Consider the following 22,226-nt stretch of genomic DNA (forward strand, 5'->3'; position numbering starts at 1 on the left):
CGCTGAGACACCCCCGAGACACCCACCGGGCCGGGTCAGAACGGGTGGACTCCGACCGGGGACGCCGGTGGCGGTCCGTATCCCTCGGCGATGCGCTGGTGGTAGGTCGCGCGGTCGATGACCTCCAGGCCGACGATCTCCCAGGGCGGCAGCCCGGCGGTCTGCCGGTGCTCGCCCCACAGGCGCAGGGCGACGGCGGCCGCGTCGTGCAGGTCGCGGGCCTCCTCCCAGTAGCGGATCTCCGCGTGGTCGACCGCGTAGCGGCTGGTCAGAAGAAAGGGATGGTCGTGGGCGAGCTGTTCCAGGGCGCGCCGGACCTCGGTGAGCGGGGCCTCCCGGCCGGAGACGCTGAGGGTGACGTGCCACAGGCGCGGGATGTCCCCGGGTTCCTCGCCCTGGAACCGGTCCCCGGCCGCCACACTGGTGAGGGCGCGCTCGTCACCGGCCGCGCGGGAGCCGGCACCACCACGGGACGCCGTGGCCCCAGGGCGCACTCGTCTCACGACGGCCTCCTTTGCACAGTGGTGCTCCTGCGGAATATTGCCCTGGGACAAAGTTCAGCAGGCCGCAAGGGATCGCGTGGCGATTTTGCGGAACGTCCACCACCGGGGGCGGATGTTTCGGCCCATTACGGGTGGAGGACCACCAGGTCGTCCCTGTGTACGACCTCGCGTTCGTACGCGGGCCCGAGTTCGCGGGCCAGTTCGCGGGTCGAGCGGCCGATCAGCCGGGGGATCTCCTTGGCGTCGAAATTGACCAGCCCGCGGGCCACCGCCCGTCCCGTGCCGTCCCTCAGCTCGACCGGATCCCCGGCGCTGAACTCGCCCTCGACGGCGGCGATCCCGGCCGGCAGCAGCGACTTGCGGCGGTCCACGACGGCCTGGACGGCACCGTCGTCCAGGGTCAGCGCGCCCTGCGGGGTGGAGGCGTGCTGGAGCCACAGCAGCCGGTCGGCGGAGCGCTTGCCGGTGGGGTGGAACAAGGTGCCGGTGTCCTGGCCGGTCAGGGCGTCGGCCGCGTGGATGGCGCTGGTGAGCACGACGGGGACACCGGCGCCGGTCGCGATCCGGGCCGCCTCGACCTTGGTGACCATGCCGCCGGTGCCGACGCCGGCCTTGCCCGCGCTGCCGATGTCGACCCCCGCGAGGTCGGACACCTCGCGCACCTCGGCGATACGGGAGGTGCCGGGCCTCGCCGGGTCGCCGTCGTAGACGCCGTCCACGTCGGACAGCAGAACCAGCAGGTCGGCGTGGACGAGGTGGGCGACCAGGGCGGCGAGGCGGTCGTTGTCGCCGAAGCGGATCTCGTCCGTGGCGACGGTGTCGTTCTCGTTGACGATCGGGAAGGCGCCCATCGCGAGCAGCTTGTCGAGGGTGCGCGAGGCGTTGCGGTGGTGGGCGCGGCGGCTCATGTCGTCGGAGGTCAGCAGCACCTGGCCGACGCGGACGCCGTAGCGGGCGAAGGAGGCGGTGTAGCGGGCGACGAGCAGGCCCTGGCCGACGCTGGCGGCGGCCTGCTGCCGGGCGAGGTCCTTGGGGCGGCGGCGCAGGCCCAGCGGGGCGAGGCCGGCGGCGATGGCGCCGGAGGAGACCAGGACGATCTCGCGCTCCCCGCCGCTGCGGACCTTGGCGAGCACGTCGACGAGCGCGTCCACGCGGTCCGCGTCCAGGCCGCCCGAGGCGGTGGTCAGCGAGGAGGAACCGACCTTGACGACGATTCTGCGGGCCTCGCCCACGGCCTGCCTTGCCCCTGCCACGTCCCCGTCCGCCCCTCGCGTCGATTCGGTCCCTCACCAGGAAATCTACGGGACGGCGAGGCCCGACGCGGCGCCGGTCCACGCTACGGACGGTGCCGCCCGCGTCACGGACGACGGTCGGGGGCAGTTCCGTCCCGCCCCAAGACAGGAACGCGATCTTCCGCTACGGTCCGACGACACAGCGGGCCGACAGGCCCTCTACGCTCCGGCGACACGCGCGTGTCGTCAGGAGGTCGCCGCGCGTTAACCCGGACGGCCGACCTGCGCCGACATCCGACGCTCCTGGAGTAACCGCAGTGCCCCTACCTCTTCCCCGTCCACCGGCCCTGCTGAAGGGGCTGGTCACCGTCGTCCTGGCCGCCGCGTTCGCCGCTCAGGCGGTCGCGGCGCTGCTGCCCCACGTACCGCTGCTGCTCGCCGCGACCGCCGTCTCCCTGGCGACCGAGGGCGCCCTGTACCGGTGGCAGCGCGGGGTGCTTTCGCTGTTCGCCAAGTCGCACGCGGACATCACCGTGCGGCACGTCCTGCGCGATCTGCTGCTGGTCGTGGGCCTGCTGCGGCTCGGCGAGCAGGACCGGGAGACGGCGTACGCCCCGCTGGTGGCCGGGCTGCTCGCCTTCTACGTGCTGCACTGCGCGATCCAGGCGCTCTCCGTCCTGGTGCGCCGCACCCGCACCCTGCCGGTGGTGACCCGGAACATCGACGCCTCGGCGCTGCGGCTGTCCCCGGCCCCGGCCCTGCTGCTGCGCCGCCCCGGCCACCGGCTGCTGGTGTTCGGCCTGCCCGCGACGGCCGGGCTGCTGGCCGCCGCGCCGGGTGACGAGCCAATGTACGCGGCGGCGGGCATCGGGCTCTCCCTGCTCCTCGCGCTGACCGGCCTCGGCGCGCTGCTGCTCCGGCTGCTGCCGGGCCGCCGGCCTGCCGGTGAGCAGGAGGTGCTCGAGTGGTTCGACGCGTGGCTGGCCGCGTACCGGCCGACCGTCGGCCTGTACTTCTCCGGCGGCGCCGCCTCGGCCTACCAGGCGAACATGTGGCTGGAGCCGCTCGCGGGGGTGGACGGCAGGCCGGTCATCGTGCTGCGTGAGCGGTTCATGGTGCAGAAGCTCGCGGCGACGGACATCCCGGTCGTCTGCCTGCCGAAGGTGTCGACGCTGATGCGGCTGGAGCACTCCACCCTGCAGGTACTGATCCACCCGTCGAACTCCGGCAAGACCTCCCAGGTGCTGCGCATCCCCACGATCAAGCACACCTTCGTCAACCACGGCGAGAGCGACAAGCTGTCCTCGTGCAACCCGTACGCGAAGGCCTACGACGAGGTGTGGGTGGCCGGGCCCGCGGCGCGCGAGCGGTACGCGCTGGCCGAGGTGGGCGTCGAGGACAAGGACGTGGTGGAGACCGGCCGCCCGCAGCTGGACGCCGTACGGCCGTACGCGGGCCCGCCGGCCGGTGCGTGGACGACGGTCCTGTACGCGCCGACCTGGGAGGGCTGGGACGGCAACCCCGGCAACACCTCGGTGATCGCCGCCGGCGAGAACCTGGTGCGCGCGCTGCTCGCCGACCCGGGTGTGCGGCTGCTGTACAAGCCGCATCCGCTGACGGGGTCGGTGGACCCGCGCGCGGGCGCGGCCGATCTGCGGATCCGTGAGCTGATCCGCGCGGCGAACCGGGAGCGGACGGGGGCACGCCCTCCGGGCGACGCGGAACTCGACCGTCTCACCAGCGAGCTGGACCGTCTCACCACGACCGACTTCCGCGGCGGGGCCGACACCGTGGAGCGCATGCGGGTGCAGTCGGCGCCGGAGCCGGGCCGGGCCGAGGCGGTGGCGCGGGCGACGGCGGCCTGGGAGGAGGCGTACTGGGCCTCGCTGCCGGAGGGCGAGCACCAGATCATCACGGACGTCCGGCCCGCGCTGTACTCCTGCTTCGATGTGGCCGACCTGCTGGTCAGTGATGTGTCCAGCGTGATCAGCGACTTCCTGGCGAGCGAGAAGCCGTACGCGGTGGCGAACACCAGCGGGCTGAGCGAGGACGCGTTCCGTACGGCGTTCCCGACGGTGGTGGCGGCGACGGTGCTGTCGCCGGACGCGGACGGGGTGCCGGCCCTGCTGGAGGCGGTCCGGCACCCGGAGAAGGACGAACTGGCCGAGGCGCGCGCCGCGTTGAAGCTGCGTCTGCTGGGCCCGGCAGAGCCTCCGTCGCAGGAGCGCTTCAACACGGCCGTACGGGAGCTGTGCCGGTCGGCCGGGGAACACCGGGCCCGGGTGGCGGACCGGCTGACGGCGCTACCCAGCCAGCGCACCGGGACAGCGGTCCCGACCGCGCCCCGCTGAGCGGCGACAGCGACGAACGAGAGGTGAACGCGGGGGCCGTGCGAAAGCCGGCCCCCGCAGCCGTGTTCACGCCGCCGGCCGCACCTCGCGCGACGTCAGCACCCGCCGCGCCTTGCGTACCGCCCGGCGTACGAACGTGTGGGCGCCGCCCTCGCGGTAGCCCGGGAAGGCGCGGGCCTCGCGCGGCTCGGCGAGATACACCGAGTCGGGGATGCCGGCGGCGCGGTCGCGGAAGTGCGGGTAGGCCAGGTAGACGCGGCGGCCCTTGCGCTCCAGGAGCGCCGCCGCCTGCTTCTTGGCCTTGACGAACTTCACGACCTCGATGAGCAGCTCGGGCCGCTGCTCGGCGACCAGGTGCAGCCGCAGCCGCTCGTGGACCTTGAGGCGCTGGGCGGCGCCCTCGGTCCAGTGGGCGTCCAGCAGGGGCTTGGCCAGCTCGAACTTGTGCCGGCGGATCTCCTCGCTGTCCGTGAGGTACTTGGGCCCGAACTGCGGCAGCAGCGTGACGAGTAAGGGCCGGAGCATCAGCTGGTCTCGCCGGGCGCCCGCGGGGACGTGCTCGGCGATGAGGTTCATCAGGGCACGCGCGGAGTCGAACCGCAGCGCGTAACTGCCGCTCTTGGTCACGTGCTTGCCGTCGTCGCGGCCGACCAGGTAGTAGCAGGTGTGGTCGGCGACCACGGAGACGCCGTTCGCCCGCAGATACGCCTCCATGGTGAACAGCGCGTCCTCGCCGGTGAACAGCGACTCGTCGAACCGCATGCCGTGCCGGTCCAGCAGCTCGCGGCGGAACAGCTTCTGCGCGCTGAGCGTGAACTTGATGTTGGAGGAGAAGACGTCGGTCCGCTCCACCGTCTTGCCCCACATGGACTTCGGCGCGGAGCGGTTGACGCCCTCGACCTTGCCGAGGACGACGTCCGTGCCGGCGCGGTCGGCCATGCCGACCATCCGCTCCAGGGCCTCGGGGCCGAGCCGGTCGTCGGCGTCGAGGAAGAAGACGTATCGTCCGGTCGCCTTGCCCAGGCCGACGTTGCGCGGGCCGCTGGGGCCGCCGGAGTTCTCCTGCCGGATCACCAGGACGTGCATGGGAGCGCGCTCGGCGAACTCCTCCAGGTACTCCCCCGTCCCGTCCGTCGATCCGTCGTCCACCGCGATGACCTCGACGCGCTCTGGATCGATGGTCTGTGCCTCGACGGACGAGAGGCACTCGATCAGATACGGCATCGCTTCGTACGCCCCGATGATCACACTCACATCAGGCTGCGCAACGGTCACGTTTCCCCCTAGTCAATGGGATATTCCCCCCGTATCGCCTCATTCGCTACTTGGTAGACGGGTGATCGAGGCAAGCGGTTGCCTCGCACGCACGTGTTAGTGGGACACGTCACACAATGAATCGACAGACAGCGGGCAATCGAAAGGGCTCGGCCCCGAGGAGGACGCTCCTCGGGGCCGAGCCCTTATGTCCGGCGGGTCGGGTCAGCCCGCGCCGACACCGTCCGTGTCACCGGCCGCGGCCGCCCGCTGCCCGGGCACGGCGTTCGCCAGCTCGGCATCGGCCTCAGCGTCGACCTCGGCATCGGCGAGAGCGGCCGCCACCCGTGACTCCTGGCCGACGTTGCGCGTCTCGGCCTTGAGGGCGAGGTCCGCGACGGCGGTGTTGAACTGGGCGAGGGAGGTCGGCTCGTCCGGGCCCAGCAGGTACTGCTTGAGCTCCTTGCGGTCCTCGGCCAGCGGATCGGCGGCCCGGTCGCGGACGGCGCCGAGCAGCTCGCCCAGCTCGGCCGCGCTGTTGGACAGGATCACCGCGGCGCGCACCGCCGTGTTGTTCCGCTTGAACTCCTCGACGCCCACCTCGGCGGAGTCCGTGACCGCGTACGGCTTGCCGCTCGCGATGAAGTCGGAGACCACGCTGGAGATGTCCGAGACCATCGCGTCGGAGACGTTGAAGCAGTCGTACAGCCGCGGGTCGGCGCCGGTGATGACGCGGTGCTCCCAGGCCGGGAAGGAACGCCAGTAGGCGTCGTTCCACTCGGCGCGCAGCCGGGCGACCTCCTCGTGCCGGGCGACGTCGACCAGCCCGTCACGGGTGGCCTCCGCCTCGTCGCGCCGCTCGCCGCCGGAGCCGGACAGCTGCGCCAGCCGGGCCTCGATACGGGCCAGCTCGGCCTTGGCGTCGGCCTGGACGGCCGTGTCGGCGACGAAGCGCGTGTCGATGGCGCGCTCGGCGGCGGCCTGGCGCACCAGGGCGGTGATGCGCTGGTGGGCGGCGCCGGCCTCCTTGCTGACGTTGCCGGTGAACGGGTGCGGCTTGTACAGGACGCGGACCGGCGGGTCGGCCTGTACGAGCCGCTTCACGATGTTCTCGCCGGCCAGCACGACCGAGGTGTTGCCCGGGTTGCCGTCCCAGCCTTCCCAGGTGGGGGCGTAGAGCACGGTCGGGATCCGGTCGTCGGGCACGCCCTGCCAGGTCTGGATCGGGGCGAGCTGCGGGCGGCCGACCTCGACGATGTCGTCGTCGCGGACACCGACGTCGGCGATGGCGTAGCGGTCGCGGCCCGCGCGGCCGGCCGTCCACACCTCGTCGTAGACCTTGCTGTACGGGTTGACGCTGGCGAGCTTGTCGCTGTCGCCGTGGCCGATGAAGACGTGCTTGATCGTGGGCACGCGCAGCATGTGGATGTTCTTGCCGACGTTGGCCGCGTAGAGCGCGACGCGCACCGTGGACAGGTCCATGTTCATCAGGTGCACCCCTCCGGGCACGCAGACGACGGGGACCGTGGTGGGCGCCAGATTGTTCAGGATGGCCCGCTCACGCAGGATGATCAGCGGCTTGGAGTCCAGGTTCTCCATGGTGTCCAGCCACATGTTGACCTGGTAGGCGGAGTCCTTCGAACCGGAGAAGTACAGGACCGTCTCCGGCTTGTACTCGCCCAGCCAGTCGTCGACGGCGGCCAGGACCGTCTCGGCCTTCGGCGGGATCTTCCGGCCGCGCACGTACGGCACGAGCGCCAGCACGTACAGCGTGCCGAGGGCCACCGTGAGGCCGATGCCGATGAAGCCGACGAGGGCGGACTTCACCTGCGAGGCGAGCAGGATGCCGGCGACCGCGAAGAGGTCGATGTGGAGCATCTTCTCGGCGGAGCGGTGCAGCAGCTTGCGCGGCGGGGCGTCCGGGATGCGGATGCGCGACTTCAGGTCGACGTTGCGGGTGGCGACCGGCATGCGGCGGCGGTTGCGGATCAGCTGGACCAGCGCGCCGTGCGGGGCCTGGAGACCGTAGAAGGCGATGAAGCAGGCGATCGCCCCGTAGTAGATCAGATTGTCCGCGAGGGACAGCCGGGCCAGCAGCAGGACGAGGAGCAGCTGCCGGATCAGGAAGCGGATCGACAGACCGGCCCGCACCTTGCTGAGGCGGTTGATCAGATAGCTGCCCTTGCGGTGCAGATAGTGGTCCGCCAGGTACGTCACGGCGGCCGCTGCCGCGAAGGCGGGGACGCTCGGGACGAGCGCGGCCAGCATGAGGGCGGGGTAGCCCGCCATCATGAGGACCGCCGCGGCCAGCTGGGCCGCACTGCCCACCCGGGCGACGCGAATAGCGGTGGATATCACGGAGAAACCTGCTCTTGGGAGGGGTGTGCCGGTCTGGTTCGGAAATGCGGCTGGTCTGTGAATATTCGCGGGACGGTATGGATTCAGGCCCCTGCGAACACTCCTGTCGACGAAGTTCGTTAACAGGAGAGCGCAGAGGCCTGAATTACCGGAGTCTATTTGGCGCCAATTATTACACGTCGTCCTGCCGGTCCAGAACCGTGGCGAGCGCCTGCTCGAAGCCGGACGCCCGGGCCGCGCCGGCCGTCGGGTCCTGCTGGCGGACGTCGATGACATGGCCGGTCAGCTCGGACAGCAGCACGTCGAGCGAGGTACGGGCCACGGCCTCGGAGGACAGCAGGGAACCCGAGGGCTCCTGGCCGAAAGCCTTGGTGCGCATGGGGGTGGCGGTGCGCTCGGGGTTGATGCAGTTGACGCGGACGCCGTCGCCGGCCCACTCGTCGGACAGGGCCTGGGTGAGGTTCACCATGGCGGCCTTGGTCGAGGAGTAGAGGCTGTACTCGGCGCGACCGCGGGTGTAGCTGCTGGAGGTGTACAGGAGCAGCTGGCCGTTGGTCTCGGACAGGTACTTGTACGACGAACGGGCGATCTGCACCGGGGCCAGGTAGTTGACCTTCAGCGCCTCCTCGATGGTGGCGTTGTCGGTCTCGGCGAGCTTGCCTATGCGCAGCACGCCCGCGGTGTTGACCACGTAGTCGATGCGGCCGGTCTCGGCGTACGCCTTGGACAGGGCGTCGTCGACCTCCTCCGGGTTCTCCACGTGGGTGCCGGTGGTGGAGCGGCCCAGCGCGTAGACCTTGGCGCCGTAGGACTCGGCGAGCTCGCCGATGTCCTTGCCGATGCCGTAGGAGCCGCCGAAGACGACCATCGTCTTGCCGGTGAGGAGCTCGCGGTAGGCCTCCTCGGAGACCTGCTCCGGCGCGGCGGTCGAGGCGAGCTGGAAGAGCTTGTCGGCGATGAAGACATCGACGGGCTGCGTGACCTTCATGTTGTACTCGTCACCCGCGACGACGTGGATCGGCACGTCCGGCAGGTACTTGAGCACGACGGAGCAGTCGTCGGTGGCCTGGAAGTTGGGGTCGTTCGAGGCGACCTCGTAGGCCCGCTTGATCGTGGACAGCTTGAACGCCTGCGGGGTCTGGCCGCGGCGCAACCGGGAGCGGTCCGGGATCTCGGTGATGAACTCGCCGTCCTCGCCGTGCGTACGCGTGACGATGATGGTGTCCGCGGACGGGATGGCCACGTCGACGGCCTGGAAGCGCTCCAGCGCGACGACGCAGTCGTCGATGACGCGCTGCGACAGCAGGGGGCGCACGGCGTCGTGGAAGAGGACGTTGGCGTCCTCGCCCTCGGCCAGGCCCTCGCCCAGCGCGGCGATGGCGCGCTCGGTGGTCTCGTTCCGCGTGGAGCCGCCCTCGATGATCTTCGAGACCTTCTTGAAACCGGCCTTCGCCACGATCTTCTCGATGTCGGGCACGTAGCCCTGCGCCATCAGCACGATGACGTCGTCGATCGAGTCGGCGTTCTCGAAGGTGGTCAGCGTGTGCTCGATGACTGCCTTGCCGGCGATCTTCAGCAGCTGCTTGGGGATCGACAGACCAACGCGCTGACCGGTACCACCAGCCAGGATCACTGCGGTGGTACGGGGCTTGGCTATGTGCTGGGACACAGGTGACCTACCTCGGGGCGACAGGGAACTTGGAAATGGTCCCACTTGTGGTTACCGCAGTGCAAGGTGAGCGACCTTCGCCACATATGTGCGCGCAACCTGCCATTCACCTGGGGGTGCCGGTGATTGGTGAGACGACTCCGTGAACGCCCTCGAAATGCGCTGTGAGTAACTCCACAGGAGCACAGCGACGTCGGAGCCGTGTGAGACGGCGATGTCTGGTGCACGGTACGCGCCTTGACGGTGCCGCGAAGAACCCGATCGCCGTGTCAGTCGTCACGGACCGGTACCTCGGGCCAATACCGCTCGTTCAGCCGCCCATTGCCGCGGAATTCTCGGTAAAGATTCCGCAGCTTTTCGATCTCGGTCGGGGTAAGGGAACAGCCGGAAGAGCCTGGGACTCCGATGAGTCCCAGGCTCCTGTCCGCTCCGTGGTCAAAAGGCCGTCAGACCACCTCGACGCCCGGTCGGCCCGCCTCGACCCGCAACCTCGCCTGCGTGCGCGGTGTCGAGGTCGGCTGCCGCACGGTGTCGACCACCCTCACCTGCGCGTCGATGCCATCACGGCGGACGTCGAAGAGGTGGTAGCCGCGGTACGCGTCGAGCAGCTTCCAGTGCGGGTTGTCCGCGCGCCGCGGGTCCCACTCCTTGCGGAAGGCCTCCTGGTCCTGGTCGCCGTTGCTGGAGATGGAGGTGCCCACGAACTCGGCGCCGACGACTTTGGAGTCCGGGTCGGCGTAGTCCTCCTTGAGGTCGCTGATCATCGTCAGGTGCCGGTCGCCGGAGAGCACCACGGGGTTGCGGACCTGCTTGAACTCCTGGAGGAACCGGTTGCGTTCGGCCTGGTAGCCGTCCCAGGCGTCGTAGAACCAGAGCTTGCCCTCGCCGACCTTGAGGTCCGTCTCGGCCATCATGATCTGGGAGGCGATGAGGTTCCAGCGGGCGGGCGAGTTCTGGAGCCCGTCCAGCAGCCACCGCTTCTGCTGCGCGCCCAGCATGGTCAGCGACGGGTCCTGGGCCCCGGCCTGGCTGGTGGCCTGGTCGCTGCGGTACTGCCGGGTGTCCAGGACGTTGAGCCGGGCCAGACGGCCGAACTCCAGGCGGCGGTGCATCCGGATGTGCGGGCCGTCGGGGACGGCGGTGGCACGGACCGGCATGTGCTCGTAGAACGCCTGGTAGGCCGCGGTCAGCCGGGCCACGAACGCGTCGTGCGGCTGCTTGTCGGGGTCCTGCGGGATCTCGCCCGCGAAGTCGTTGTCCACCTCGTGGTCGTCGAAGGTCACCACGAAGGGCGCGTTCGCGTGCATCGCCGCGAGGTCCGGGTCGGTGCGGTACTGGGCGTACCGGTTGCGGTACTGGGCGAGGCTGAACGGCTCGCCGGTGCCCTCGTGCCGCCGTACGCCCGTCGCCGACGGCGTGGACTCGTAGATGTAGTCGCCGACGAACACCACGATGTCGGGGTCCTGATCCAGCATGTCTGCGTATGGCGTGAAATAGCCGTGCTGCCAGTTCTGGCAGGAGGCGAGGGCCATGCGCAGGGAGCCACCGGAGCTGTAGGGGTGGGGGGCGGTGCGGGTGCGGCCGACGGGCGAGAGCTGCCCGCTGGTGCGGAAGCGGTACCAGTACGTACGGTTCGCGCGCAGCCCGCGTACGTCCACGTGAACGCTGTGCCCGTACTCGGGCCGGGCCTGGGCCGTGCCCCGGCGGACGAGCTTTCTGAACCGGGGGTCCTCCGCGAGCTGCCACTCCACCGGCACCAGCCGGTCGGGCATGCCCCCGCCGTTCAGCGGGTCGGGGGCGAGCCTGGTCCACAGCACTATGCCGTCAGGCAGCGGGTCACCTGAGGAGACGCCGAGGCTGAACACGCCGTCGGGGAGCGGCGTCTCGGCCGCGCGGGCGGCGGCCGGAAGCCAGAGCTGGGCGGAGGCGGCGGCGCCGAGCACCGCGGCGCCTGCGGTCAGAAAGCGGCGTCGGTCGGGCGATCCTGCTGTCATCGGCTGACTCCCTTACCTCGCTGGCCACTTGGACACTGGGAAGCTTCACGCTCGCGGGCGACCCGCCCGCTGAACGCCGGGGTTCACGTACATGACAACTAAGCAGACAAAAAGAGACCCGCCGCCAGCACCGGAACAAGCCGTTGCCGGGACGGGTCTGACGGATGATCAGTCGGCGAAGACGGTACCGAGCCGAGCGTCCGTGGGGGTGGTGCCGAGGAGCGTGTTGCCGAAGGTCGTCGTGCCGTTCGGGCTCACGACGGTCGTCGGACCGGACCGGAAGTACCAGACGGACCCGGCGTTGCCGTTCTCTCCCGTCGCGCCGGCGGCCAGGTCGGCCAGGCCGTCGTGGTTCGCGTCGGCGAGGTGGACGGACTTGCCGAACGCGTCGCCCTTCTCGGCGGCGCCCGGCACGTCGGGCGTGTTCTGCGTGACCACCTGGGCACCGGTGCCGGTGAGCCCCTTCGCGGAGCCGCGCAGCACGACGACCGCGCCCGCGTCGGCCACACCGCCCAGGTTCTCGCCGGGCAGCCCGGTCGCCACGTCCGGGTATCCGTCGCCGTTGACGTCGCCGACCCGGACATCGGTCCCGAAGCCGTCGCCCGCCTCGGCGCTGCCGGGCACACCGGAGCTGTCCTGGTTGAGGTGCGTGACCCTGGTGCCGTCCGGCCCGTTCGAGGTGCCCGGGATCCAGCTGACCCTGCCGCCCTTGGCGGCGGGGGTGTCGAGGTCGCTGTCGTATCCGGTGACGGCCCGGCCGACCACGATGTCGTCGACACCGTCCTGGTCGACGTCCCCGATGTCGAGGTTCTCGCCGCCCTGGATCCGGTAGCCGTCGGCGCCCTCCACGGTGAGGTACGGCTTCAGTCCCTGCCGGGAGCCCGGCCAGTACACGACCCGGCGGGCGTCCCACTCGTCGCCGTCGTTCTGGGTGGCGGCGACGTCGGTGACACCGTCGCCGTTGACGTCGCCGGTGGCCAGGTCGAGGACGCGGGTGTCGAACTCGTCCTTCAGGATCTGATCGTCACGGGCCGTGGCGCCGTCCCGGGTGAACGGGCCGCTCACCACACGCAGATAGAACTGGTTCTCCACGGTCACCAGGTCCTCGGCACCGTCGCCGTCGACGTCCCCGAGGGCCAGACGCCCCTGGGCGCCGAGCCCGTCGTGCTCCTTGCCCGTGGCCAGTACGGCACCGCCGGACAGGCCCTGCGGGCCGCCCCACAGCACCTCGGCAAGACCGGAGTCGATGCCGCCGTCGGCCGTGTCCTCGCGGCCGGCGCCGACGACCAGGTCCGCGTACCCGTCGCGGTCGACGTCGGCGGTGGCGAGGGTGCTGCCGAACGCGTCGTCCGTCTCGGCGCTGCCGGGCACTCCGGCGGTGTTCTGGCTGAACACCTGCCGCTTCGTCGTGTTCAGCCCGTTCGCCGTGCCGTAGAGCACGGCGACATAGCCGGCGCCTTTCTTGCCGCCGACGGTCGCGGCCGGGGCCGCCATGGCGAGATCGGCGTAGCCGTCGCCGTTGAAGTCGTCGCGCGGCCGCTCCGTGCCGGACGGGCCGCTCAGGGGCACGGCCTGGGCGGCGGGGACCGCCAGGGCGCCCGCGAGGAGCGCGAGGCCGGTGGCGACGGCGAGCCGTCCGCGCCGGGAACGGGGACGGGGGCGGGGGCGGGGGCGGGCGGTCATCGGGCGAAGCCCGAGCCGAGCGCGGAGCCGTCCGCGACCGTGCCGAGCGTGCCCGCGCCGAAGCTGACCGAGCCGGTGGCGGTGGGCGCGTCGACGGGGTTCGGGAACGCCCAGACTCCCCCGTCCCGGTTCTCGCCGGTCGCACCCGCGAACAGCTCGGCCCGGCCGTCGCCGTTGACGTCGAGGAGCTTGGTGTCGGCGCCGAAGAAGTCGTTCTGCTCCGCGTCGCCCGGGACGTTCTTGGTGTTCTGGCTCATGGAGTAGGAGCCGTCGCCGGTCAGCCCGGACTTGGCGCCGCGCAGGACGGTGATCTGGCCGGCCGCGTACACCTCGCCGAGGGCCTCGCTGGGGCTGCCGGTGGAGACGTCCTCGTAGCCGTCGTTGTTGACGTCGGCGACCGAGATGCCCCGGCCGAACCCGTCGCCCCACTCCGAAGCGCCGGGCACGTTCGGGGTGTCCTGCGTGATGATCGTCGTACGGGAGGTGTCGGGTCCGGCGGCCGAGCCGTACACGACGCCGATCTGCCCGCCCTTCAGGGAGTCCTCGACCGGGACCTCGCCGGAGCCGTCGACGGGCCGGCCGATGACGAGGTCGCCGTACCCGTCCTTGTTCACATCGCCGATGCCGAGGCTCTCGCCGCCGCGCATACGCGTGCCGTCGGCGTTCTTCAGCGGGGCCGGGGCGCTCAGGCCGTCCGGGGTGCCCTTCAGGTAGACCGCGCGGCGGTTCTTGGCGTCCGGGTCGTGCGAGTCGTCGTCGCTGTTGTCGTGGATGAGGGCGACCAGGTCCGTGATGCCGTCGTGGTCGACGTCGCCGGCGGCCACGTCGTCCGTGACGGACCCGTCCTCGAAGGCGAGGGTGCGGCTCTTCGCCGCGCCGGTGGTGCGGTCGAACGGCCCGGAGAGCAGGCGGTTGCCGGTGGCGAGGTCCAGGTTGCCGTCGCCGTCGAAGTCGCCGAGCGCCGGGGTCTCCGGGTCGACCCGGTCCTCCTCGGTGCCGGTGGCGACGGCCGTGCCGCCGGACAGGCCCTGCTTCCCGCCCCACAGCACGGCGAGCGTGCCGGCGGCGGTGACGTCACCGACGTCCTCACCCGGCGCTCCCACGACCAGGTCGGCGTGGCCGTCGCCGTCGAGGTCACCGGCGGCGATGCCCTCGCCGTAGTAGTCGCCGGTCTCCGCCGCACCCGGTATGCCCGGCGTGTTCTGGCTGATGACCTGCTTGTGGCCGAGGTCGAGGCCCTTGGCCGAGCCGTACACGACGGCCACGTATCCGGCCTGGGCCTTCCCGTCGACCTTGCCGTACGGGGCGGCGACTGCCAGGTCCTGGTAGCCGTCGCCGTTGAAGTCGTCGTGGAGCTTCGAGGCGGCGGCCGGGGCGGCGCCGGCCGCCGGGGCGGCCTGAGCGGCCACCGGGGCGGTGACGGCGGCAGCGACGGCGATAGCCGCCGCGACGCCGATGCCTCGGCCGGTCCTGCGCTTGCTCGTGGACTGGAGCACGTACGTCAACTCCGTTGATCGCATGGGCAGTTGCTATGCGGCAAGGAACAAGATCCTCATCCGCTCTGCCCTGTACGACACCCCGGAGAACGACTTGGTTGCATCAAAGTCGGTCGCGAATTTGCGCTTTGTTAACTCAGAAGGGCTCGAAATCGTCGAACTCCTGCTGCGCCTCATCCCTCTCGGCCTGCCGGTCCCTACGGCGCTGCGCGGCCGGGCGCTCCCCCTCGAACCGGTGGTCCTCACCCCGTCGGCCCAGCATCTCCGCCCCGGCCGTCAGGGACGGCTCCCAGTCGAAGACGACCGCGTTGTCCTCGGGGCCGATGGCGACGCCGTCGCCGCCCCGGGCACCCGCCTTCACCAGCGACTCTTCGACACCGAGCCGGTTGAGCCGGTCCGCCAGGTACCCGACCGCCTCGTCGTTGTTGAAGTCGGTCTGCCGCACCCACCGCTCGGGCTTCTCGCCGCGCACCCGGAACAGGCCGTCGGCCTCGCGGGTCACGGTGAAGCCCGTGTCGTCCACGGCCTTGGGCCGGATCACGATCCGGGTGGCCTCTTCCTTCGGCTTCGCCGCCCGGAACTTGGCCACGAGCTCAGCGAGTGCGAAGGACAGCTCCCTCAGCCCCAGATGCGCCACGGCCGACACCTCGAACACGCGGTACCCGCGCGCCTCCAGGTCGGGCCGCACCATTTCGGCCAGGTCCTTGCCGTCCGGTACGTCCGTCTTGTTCAGGACGACGATCCGCGGGCGGTTGTCCAGCCCGCCGTACTGCCGCAGCTCCTCCTCGATGATGTCGAGGTCGGAGGCCGGGTCGCGGTCCGACTCCAGCGTGGCGGTGTCCAGGACGTGCACGAGCACGCTGCACCGCTCCACGTGCCGCAGGAACTCCAGGCCCAGGCCCTTGCCCTGGCTGGCCCCGGGGATCAGCCCGGGCACGTCGGCGATCGTGTACACGGTCGAACCGGCCGTGACGACACCGAGGTTCGGCACGAGCGTGGTGAAGGGGTAGTCGGCGATCTTCGGCCTGGCGGCGCTCAGCACCGAGATCAGGGACGACTTGCCGGCGCTCGGATATCCGACGAGCGCCACGTCGGCGACCGTCTTCAGCTCCAGGACGACGTCCTGAAGGTCCCCCGGCTCACCGAGCAGCGCGAAGCCGGGCGCCTTGCGCCGCGCGGAGGCCAGCGCCGCGTTGCCGAGCCCGCCCCGGCCGCCCTGCGCGGCGACGAAGGACGTGCCGTGCCCGACCAGGTCGGCGAGGACGTTGCCCGCCTTGTCCAGCACCACCGTGCCGTCCGGCACCGCGAGCACCAGGTCCTGCCCGTCCTTGCCGGAGCGGTTGCCGCCCTCGCCGGGCTTGCCGTTGGTGGCCTTGCGGTGCGGGGAGTGGTGGTAGTCGAGAAGCGTGGTGATCGACTGGTCGACGGTGAGGATCACGTCCCCGCCGCGACCGCCGTTGCCGCCGTCCGGCCCGCCCAGCGGCTTGAACTTCTCACGGTGGACGGAGGCACAGCCGTGGCCTCCGTTACCCGCGGCGACATGCAGCTCGACGCGGTCCACGAAGGTGGTCATGGTGTGTGCCTCCAGTTGCGTACGTATCCGTACGGGTCGTACGGGGTTGTTCTCTGCCCAACACGCGAAAGGCGGACCCGCTTCCCGTGAGGGAAGTGAGGTCCGCCTCGCGAAAGCTTCCGGTCAGGCGACCGGAACGATGTTCACGACCTTGCGGCCACGGTGGGTGCCGAACTGCACCGAACCGGCGGCCAGGGCGAACAGCGTGTCGTCGCCGCCACGGCCGACGCCGGAGCCCGGGTGGAAGTGGGTGCCACGCTGACGGACCAGGATCTCACCAGCGTTGACGACCTGACCGCCGAAGCGCTTCACGCCGAGCCGCTGGGCATTGGAGTCGCGACCGTTCCGAGTGGACGATGCGCCCTTCTTGTGTGCCATTTCTCCTCAGTCCCTTACTTCGCAGCCGCGGGGATCTCAGTGACCTTGATCGCCGTGTACTGCTGGCGGTGGCCCTGGCGACGGCGGTAACCGGTCTTGTTCTTGTAGCGCAGAATGTCGATCTTCTGGCCCTTGTGGTGGTCCACGATCTCAGCCTGGACCTTGATGCCGGCCAGCACCCACGGGTCGCTGGTCACGGAGTCGCCGTCGACCACGAGCAGGGTCGAGAGCTCGACCGTGTCGCCAACCTTGGCAGTGGAAATCTTGTCAACCTCAACGATGTCGCCGACAGCAACCTTGTGCTGGCGACCACCGCTGCGCACGATGGCGTACACGCGGAACTCTCTCTCGCTCGGGAAACGGCACCCCCGCAGGCCAGCCGCCCGACTCAGCGAGCAGCCTCTCCTGGGCGCCCGGCGCCCGGAGGGTGAGGTTTACGGGGATGTGACGCGTCAATCGACACGCCGACGGTCAAGGTTACGGGGCCCCGGCCGAGGGGGTCAAACCGAGGCCGGTCCGCCGCCTGTGCGACCGGTCACGCCGGTCGCACAGGGGCGGCTTGTCAGCCCTCGTCGGTGGAGGCGGAGACGGAGGCCGCGGAGGACACCGTCTGCTCCGCCGCCACGGTCTTCTTCGACGCGGTCTTCTTCGCGGCGGTCTTGGTGGTCGCCGCCTTCTTGGCCGTCGTCTTCTTGGCCGCGGTCTTCTTCGCCGCGGTCTTCTTGGTGGCGGCCTTCTTCGCCGTGGCCTTCTTGGCCGTCTTGCGGGCCGTCTTCTTGGCCGGAGCGGCCTCCTCGGTGGCCTCGGCGGCCTCCGCGGTCGCTTCGTCGGCCGGGGCTCCGGCGTCCGAAGCCTCCTCCGCGGCCGACGACACGACCACGACGGCCGCCTCCTCGGACGCGGTGGACGCGGTGGGCTTGCGCACGGCCCGGCGCCGCGGACGGGCCGGGGCGGCGCTCTCGGCGGGCGCCTCGACGGCCTGCTCGGGCTGTTCGGCCTGCTCGGGCGCCTCCGCGGCCTCGGACGCGGCGGGCGCGGTCTCGGAGACCGTCACCACGGTCGCCTCCGCCCCCGCCGGGGAACCGGCAGGCGCGGACACCTTGCGCGTCGCCCGCCGACGGCCACGGCCCTTGGGCGCGGCCTCCTCGGCGGCCGGAACCTCGACCACCGGGTCCTCGACGGCCATCGGCTCGGCCTGCGCCTCGGCGGCCGGCTCCGGCTGCACCGGACGGGCGACCTCCTCGGCGGCGGTCACGTCCTGAGCCGTCGGCACCTCGGCCTCGGCCTGCTCGGCCTTGCCCCGGCCCTTCCTGGCCTTCGGCTCGGCCGTCTCACCGCGCGGCGAACCCGCCGGAGCGGACGCCCGCCGGCTCGCCCGGCGCCGTGTACGCCCACGCCCGGCCGCGGCCTCCGCCTCGGCGGCGCTGCTGTACAGCTCCTCGTCGGGCTCGAAGGACGGCTCGGGCAGGGCGATCGGCTCGGCGATCTCGGCACCGACCTCCGCCTCGGTCTCCGCCTCCTCCTCCGCGGTCTCGACGGCGGCCGCCTCGTGGACGTGCGGCTGCTCGGCGGCACCGGCACGCGCGCGCTTCTTGCGCTTGCCGCCGCCTCCGCCGCCGGCGCCGGTCGGCTGCTCCATGTGCACGATGACACCGCGGCCGTTGCAGTGGACACAGTTCTCGGAGAAGGACTCCAGCAGCCCCTGCCCGACCCGCTTGCGGGTCATCTGCACGAGCCCCAGCGAGGTCACCTCGGCGACCTGGTGCTTCGTACGGTCCCGGCCCAGGCACTCCAGCAGGCGCCGCAGCACCAGGTCCCGGTTGGACTCCAGCACCATGTCGATGAAGTCGATGACGATGATGCCGCCGAGGTCGCGCAGCCGCAGCTGGCGCACGATCTCCTCTGCCGCCTCCAGGTTGTTCCTGGTGACGGTCTCCTCGAGGTTGCCGCCCTGACCGGTGAACTTGCCGGTGTTGACGTCGACCACGACCATCGCCTCGGTCCGGTCGATCACCAGCGAGCCGCCGCTGGGCAGCCAGACCTTGCGGTCCAGTGCCTTCGACAGCTGCTCGTCGATCCGGTACGTGGCGAAGACGTCGACCTCGGAGGTCCACTTCGACAGCCGCTCGGCCAGGTCGGGGGCGACGTGCGAGACGTACCCGTGGATGGTCGACCAGGCCTCGTCACCGCTGACGACGACCTTGGAGAAGTCCTCGTTGAAGATGTCGCGCACGACCCGGACCGTCATGTCCGGCTCGCCGTACAGCAGCGTCGGCGCGTTGCCGCTCTTGGCCTTCTTCTGGATGTCCTCCCACTGCTGCTGCAGCCGCTCGACGTCCCGGCGCAGCTCGTCCTCGCTCGCGCCCTCGGCGGCGGTGCGCACGATGACGCCCGCGTCCTCGGGGACGATCTTCTTGAGGATGGTCTTCAGCCGGGCCCGCTCGGTGTCGGGCAGCTTGCGGCTGATGCCGGTCATGGAGCCCTCGGGCACGTACACGAGGTAACGGCCCGGGAGGGAGACCTGGCTGGTCAGACGGGCGCCCTTGTGCCCGATGGGGTCCTTCGTCACCTGGACGAGCACGGACTGACCGGACTTCAGGGCGGACTCGATGCGCCGCGGCCCGTTGGCCATGCCCAGCGCCTCGAAGTTGACCTCACCGGCATACAGCACCGCGTTGCGGCCCTTGCCGATGTCGATGAAGGCGGCCTCCATGGACGGCAGCACGTTCTGGACCTTGCCCAGGTACACGTTGCCGACGTACGAGGTCGACTGCTCCTTGTTGACGTAGTGCTCGACGAGCACGTTGTCCTCGAGGACGCCGATCTGCGTACGGTCGCCGTGCTGGCGGACGACCATCACGCGCTCGACGGCCTCGCGCCGGGCCAGGAACTCTGCCTCGGTGATGATCGGGACACGCCGGCGGCCCTGCTCGCGGCCTTCGCGGCGGCGCTGCTTCTTGGCCTCCAGACGGGTCGAGCCCTTGATGGACTGCACCTCGTCGGACGGCTCCGCCTTCGGCCTGGGCTCGCGGACCTTGACGACCGTGCGCTCCGGGTCGTCCTCGGAGGCGTCGGACTCGGTGCCGCCGTCACCGGCACGGCGACGGCGGCGACGGCGCCGGCGGCTGCTGCTGGAGCCGCCCCCGCCGGACGACTCGTCACGGTCGGCGGCCTCGTCGGACTCCTCGTCCTCCTCGGCCGTGTCCTCGGCGTCCTGGGCCGCGTCCTGCTCGGACTCGTCGTCCGCGTTCTCGTCGGAGTCGGCGGAGTCGCCACGCCGACGGCGGCGACCGCCCCGGCGACGGCGGCGGCGCGAGCCGCTCCCCTCGGACTCCTCCTGCTCATCGCCTTCGGCGGAGTCCTCGGCGTCCTCCGGCTCCTCGTCGGCGCTCTGAGCGGTGGCGGCCTCGGCGGCCGGGGCCTCGGGCTCGTCGCCGGCACCCCGGCGGCGACGCCGGCGGCGCGACCCGGCGGACTGCTCCTCGCGGGGAGCCTCGGCGGACGCCGGCTCCTCGGTCTCCTCGGGCTCCTCGGCCACGGCCGCCTCGGCGGCGGCAGCGGCGGCGGCCCGCTCCGGCGTCTGGAACTGGGGCTCGGTGAACACGGGAGCCTGGAACACGGCGACGGCCGGACGCGCGGGGCGCACGTCCGACTCGCTGTCACCGGCAGCCGTGTCGGTGGCCGCGGCGGCGGACCTCGAGGACTTCGACGACCTCGAGGACTGCGCGGGCTCGGCGAAACCGCCGGCGGCCTTGCGGGCGACCCGACGGCGACGCCGCGGGGCGGCATCCTCGGCGGCCTCGGCGGGTTCCGCGGCAGGGGCGGCCTCGGGCGCGGCCTCGGAGGCGGGGGCCTCGGAGACGCGGGCGGGCTCGGCGGCGGGGTTCTCGGTCACAGGTGCCTTCGCCTCCTCGGCGTTGCCTTCCGGCGCTCCGGCAGGCGCGGACACCCGCCGCGAGGCACGGCGACGGGTCCGACGGGGAGCGGCGTCCTCGGACACCTCGGTGGACGCGACGGCCTCGGCGGGCACATCGGCTTCGGCCGGCGCGACGGCCTCGGCCTCTTCGGCGGGCCCACCGGTCGGGGCCGCCGGCTCCTGGGCACCGGACGCGGCCTGCGCCGTCTCGGACGTCTCCGCCGGAGCCGCAGCAGGCGAGGTCACCGTGCGCGTCGCACGACGCCGGGTGCGCCGGGGAGCGGCGTCCTCGGACACCTCGGTGGACGCGACGGGGGCGGAGACCTCGGCCTGCTCCGACGCCTCGGAGTCGGCCGGAGCGGCGGCGGTCACCGGGACGACGGTCTCGGCGGCCTCCGTGGCCTCCGGGGTCCCGGCGGGTGCGGATGCGCGACGGACGGCGCGGCGCCGCTTGCGAGGAGCAGCGGACGCTGCCTCCTCGGCGGCCTGCGCGGCCTCGGACGTCTCGTCCGCCTCGGCGGGGGCTTCCTCGCCGGCTTCTACGACCTCGGTCGCGAGTTCGTCGGGATCGGCGGCCGGTATGGCCGGCGCGACGGTCTCCACCGGGGCGTCGGAGGAGCCGCCGACGGGGGGACCCGCCGGGCGGGACGCGGCACGGCGCCGCCGACGGGGCGGCAGGGTGTCGCTGGGGGTGTTCTGTTCGGAGCCCGTTGAGGACTCTGTGGGTTCGGTCGGTTCGAGCATGCGGGCTTTTCTCCCGTCAGGCTCCCGGGCGCCGCGCCTGGTCCGGCGATGCCGGTGACGTCCGCGGCGCGCGCTCTTCGCGCGTTCGCCGCCGTCCGGGGCGCGGGCGCCGCACGGGAGCTCTCCGTGTCCTGTCTCGCCGGTTCCGTATGCCGAATGCGTACGGCCTGGCGAAAGTCTGCTGGTCGGTACGCTGCCCGACCCAGGTGGCTCCCGAGTCCGAGGGCGGCGCTACGACGTCCGTCCCTTCGCGGGACCTTCCTTACGCCGGCGCCGTCGCGGCGGCAGTCGGTTCGGCCGTTGAGTAGGCCTCCGCTGCCTCGCGGTCGGGCGCGAGCGGGTCGGTCACCGTGCCGGTCTCTTCATCGAACAGCCCCTGCGCCAGCCTGGTCACCGCTGCGGGGACCGGCGGCGCCAGGTCGGCCACGGCGCGGAGACCGGACAGGACGTCGTCGGGTCGTACGGCAGGCGTCACGTGCCGAACAACCAGGCGCAGTATCGCACAGGGCTGGTCGGTCGGCCTATCAGCCTGCGAACTGTGCGTTTCCGTGAGGTCTGGGATCTCCAGGCTCACCACGGCGGCGCGGGCGTCGAAGGTGCGGACGCCGTTCTTTGCTTGGCGCTGGACCTCGACGGTCTCGGCCGCGGTGAAGGTGTCCGCCGCGCGGCGGGCCTCCTCCGGCGGCACACCGTCCAGCCGCAGCTCCCACACGGAAGCCGTCAGCCGGTCGGCGAGTCCCGAGGTGCGGACCTCGACCGCCTCGACGATGTCGAGCCCGGGGGGCATCGACGCGTCGAGAAGGGCCCTGAGCTGCTCCGGATCGCGCGGTGCGGTGAGCGCGATCTCCAGGTATTCCGCCTCACTGCCCGTGCCGGTGGGTGCGGCATTGGCGTACGACACCTTCGGGTGCGGTGTGAAGCCCGCCGAGTAGGCCATCGGCACCTCGGCACGGCGCAACGCACGCTCGAAGGCGCGCTGGAAGTCACGGTGGCTGGTGAACCGGAGGCGGCCGCGCTTGGTGTAGCGCAGTCGGATGCGCTGCACCGCGGGTGCGGGCGGCGGGCCTTCGGGCTG

At 71.5% G+C, this 22,226-nt stretch carries 14 protein-coding genes; 1 reads left to right on the forward strand and 13 read right to left on the reverse strand.

Annotated elements, in window-relative coordinates:
* Nucleotides 1-35: 35 nt before the first annotated feature.
* Both ACFT32_RS25930 and proB read right to left on the reverse strand, forming a co-directional pair.
* Complete coding sequence (locus ACFT32_RS25930) at nt 36-494, reverse strand: hypothetical protein (protein WP_229845472.1); 459 nt, start codon at nt 492-494, stop codon at nt 36-38.
* Nucleotides 495-628: 134 nt separating this feature from the next.
* Nucleotides 629-1,735: a glutamate 5-kinase gene (proB, locus tag ACFT32_RS25935; protein ID WP_382494643.1), complete on the reverse strand. Its 1,107-nt coding sequence runs from the start codon at nt 1,733-1,735 to the stop codon at nt 629-631.
* 317 nt (nt 1,736-2,052) lie between these two features.
* Between proB and ACFT32_RS25940 the strand changes: the two genes are divergently transcribed.
* Nucleotides 2,053-4,086: a hypothetical protein gene (locus ACFT32_RS25940; protein ID WP_382493634.1), complete on the forward strand. Its 2,034-nt coding sequence runs from the start codon at nt 2,053-2,055 to the stop codon at nt 4,084-4,086.
* Between the two features lie 66 nt (nt 4,087-4,152).
* Here the strand turns inward: ACFT32_RS25940 and ACFT32_RS25945 are convergent, their stop codons facing one another.
* From ACFT32_RS25945 to ACFT32_RS25995, 11 genes are all read right to left on the reverse strand, one after another.
* Complete coding sequence (locus ACFT32_RS25945) at nt 4,153-5,361, reverse strand: glycosyltransferase family 2 protein (protein ID WP_382493636.1); 1,209 nt, start codon at nt 5,359-5,361, stop codon at nt 4,153-4,155.
* A gap of 204 nt (nt 5,362-5,565) precedes the next feature.
* Nucleotides 5,566-7,668 (reverse strand): hypothetical protein, encoded by a 2,103-nt coding sequence (locus ACFT32_RS25950; RefSeq protein ID WP_382494647.1) that lies wholly within the window; start codon nt 7,666-7,668, stop codon nt 5,566-5,568.
* A gap of 202 nt (nt 7,669-7,870) precedes the next feature.
* Nucleotides 7,871-9,367 carry a D-ribitol-5-phosphate cytidylyltransferase gene (locus ACFT32_RS25955; protein WP_382493639.1) on the reverse strand — a complete coding sequence of 499 codons (1,497 nt, stop codon included), beginning with the start codon at nt 9,365-9,367 and terminating at the stop codon, nt 7,871-7,873.
* A gap of 446 nt (nt 9,368-9,813) precedes the next feature.
* A complete protein-coding gene (locus ACFT32_RS25960; RefSeq protein ID WP_382493641.1) occupies nt 9,814-11,361 on the reverse strand; it encodes an alkaline phosphatase D family protein in 1,548 nt (515 codons plus the stop codon).
* 168 nt (nt 11,362-11,529) lie between these two features.
* Nucleotides 11,530-13,044 (reverse strand): FG-GAP repeat protein, encoded by a 1,515-nt coding sequence (locus ACFT32_RS25965; RefSeq protein WP_382493643.1) that lies wholly within the window; start codon nt 13,042-13,044, stop codon nt 11,530-11,532.
* Nucleotides 13,041-14,564: an FG-GAP-like repeat-containing protein gene (locus ACFT32_RS25970; protein ID WP_382493646.1), complete on the reverse strand. Its 1,524-nt coding sequence runs from the start codon at nt 14,562-14,564 to the stop codon at nt 13,041-13,043. Before ACFT32_RS25970 ends, ACFT32_RS25965 begins: the two co-directional genes overlap by 4 nt.
* A gap of 112 nt (nt 14,565-14,676) precedes the next feature.
* On the reverse strand, nt 14,677-16,113 hold the full coding sequence (gene obgE, locus ACFT32_RS25975) for a GTPase ObgE (protein ID WP_382493649.1): 1,437 nt from the start codon (nt 16,111-16,113) through the stop codon (nt 14,677-14,679).
* Between the two features lie 123 nt (nt 16,114-16,236).
* Entirely contained in the window at nt 16,237-16,491 is a 255-nt protein-coding gene (gene rpmA / locus ACFT32_RS25980; RefSeq protein WP_031130899.1) for a 50S ribosomal protein L27, read from the reverse strand.
* Between the two features lie 14 nt (nt 16,492-16,505).
* A complete protein-coding gene (rplU, locus tag ACFT32_RS25985) occupies nt 16,506-16,826 on the reverse strand; it encodes a bL21 family ribosomal protein (RefSeq protein WP_382493651.1) in 321 nt (106 codons plus the stop codon).
* A gap of 227 nt (nt 16,827-17,053) precedes the next feature.
* On the reverse strand, nt 17,054-21,151 hold the full coding sequence (locus tag ACFT32_RS25990; RefSeq protein WP_382493654.1) for an Rne/Rng family ribonuclease: 4,098 nt from the start codon (nt 21,149-21,151) through the stop codon (nt 17,054-17,056).
* 262 nt (nt 21,152-21,413) lie between these two features.
* Nucleotides 21,414-22,196 carry a TIGR03936 family radical SAM-associated protein gene (locus ACFT32_RS25995; RefSeq protein ID WP_382493656.1) on the reverse strand — a complete coding sequence of 261 codons (783 nt, stop codon included), beginning with the start codon at nt 22,194-22,196 and terminating at the stop codon, nt 21,414-21,416.
* Between the last annotated feature and the right edge of the window lie 30 nt (nt 22,197-22,226).

It is taken from the genome of Streptomyces sp. NPDC057002 (assembly GCF_042673825.1).
In the GTDB taxonomy this organism is placed as follows: Bacteria; Actinomycetota; Actinomycetes; order Streptomycetales; family Streptomycetaceae; genus Streptomyces.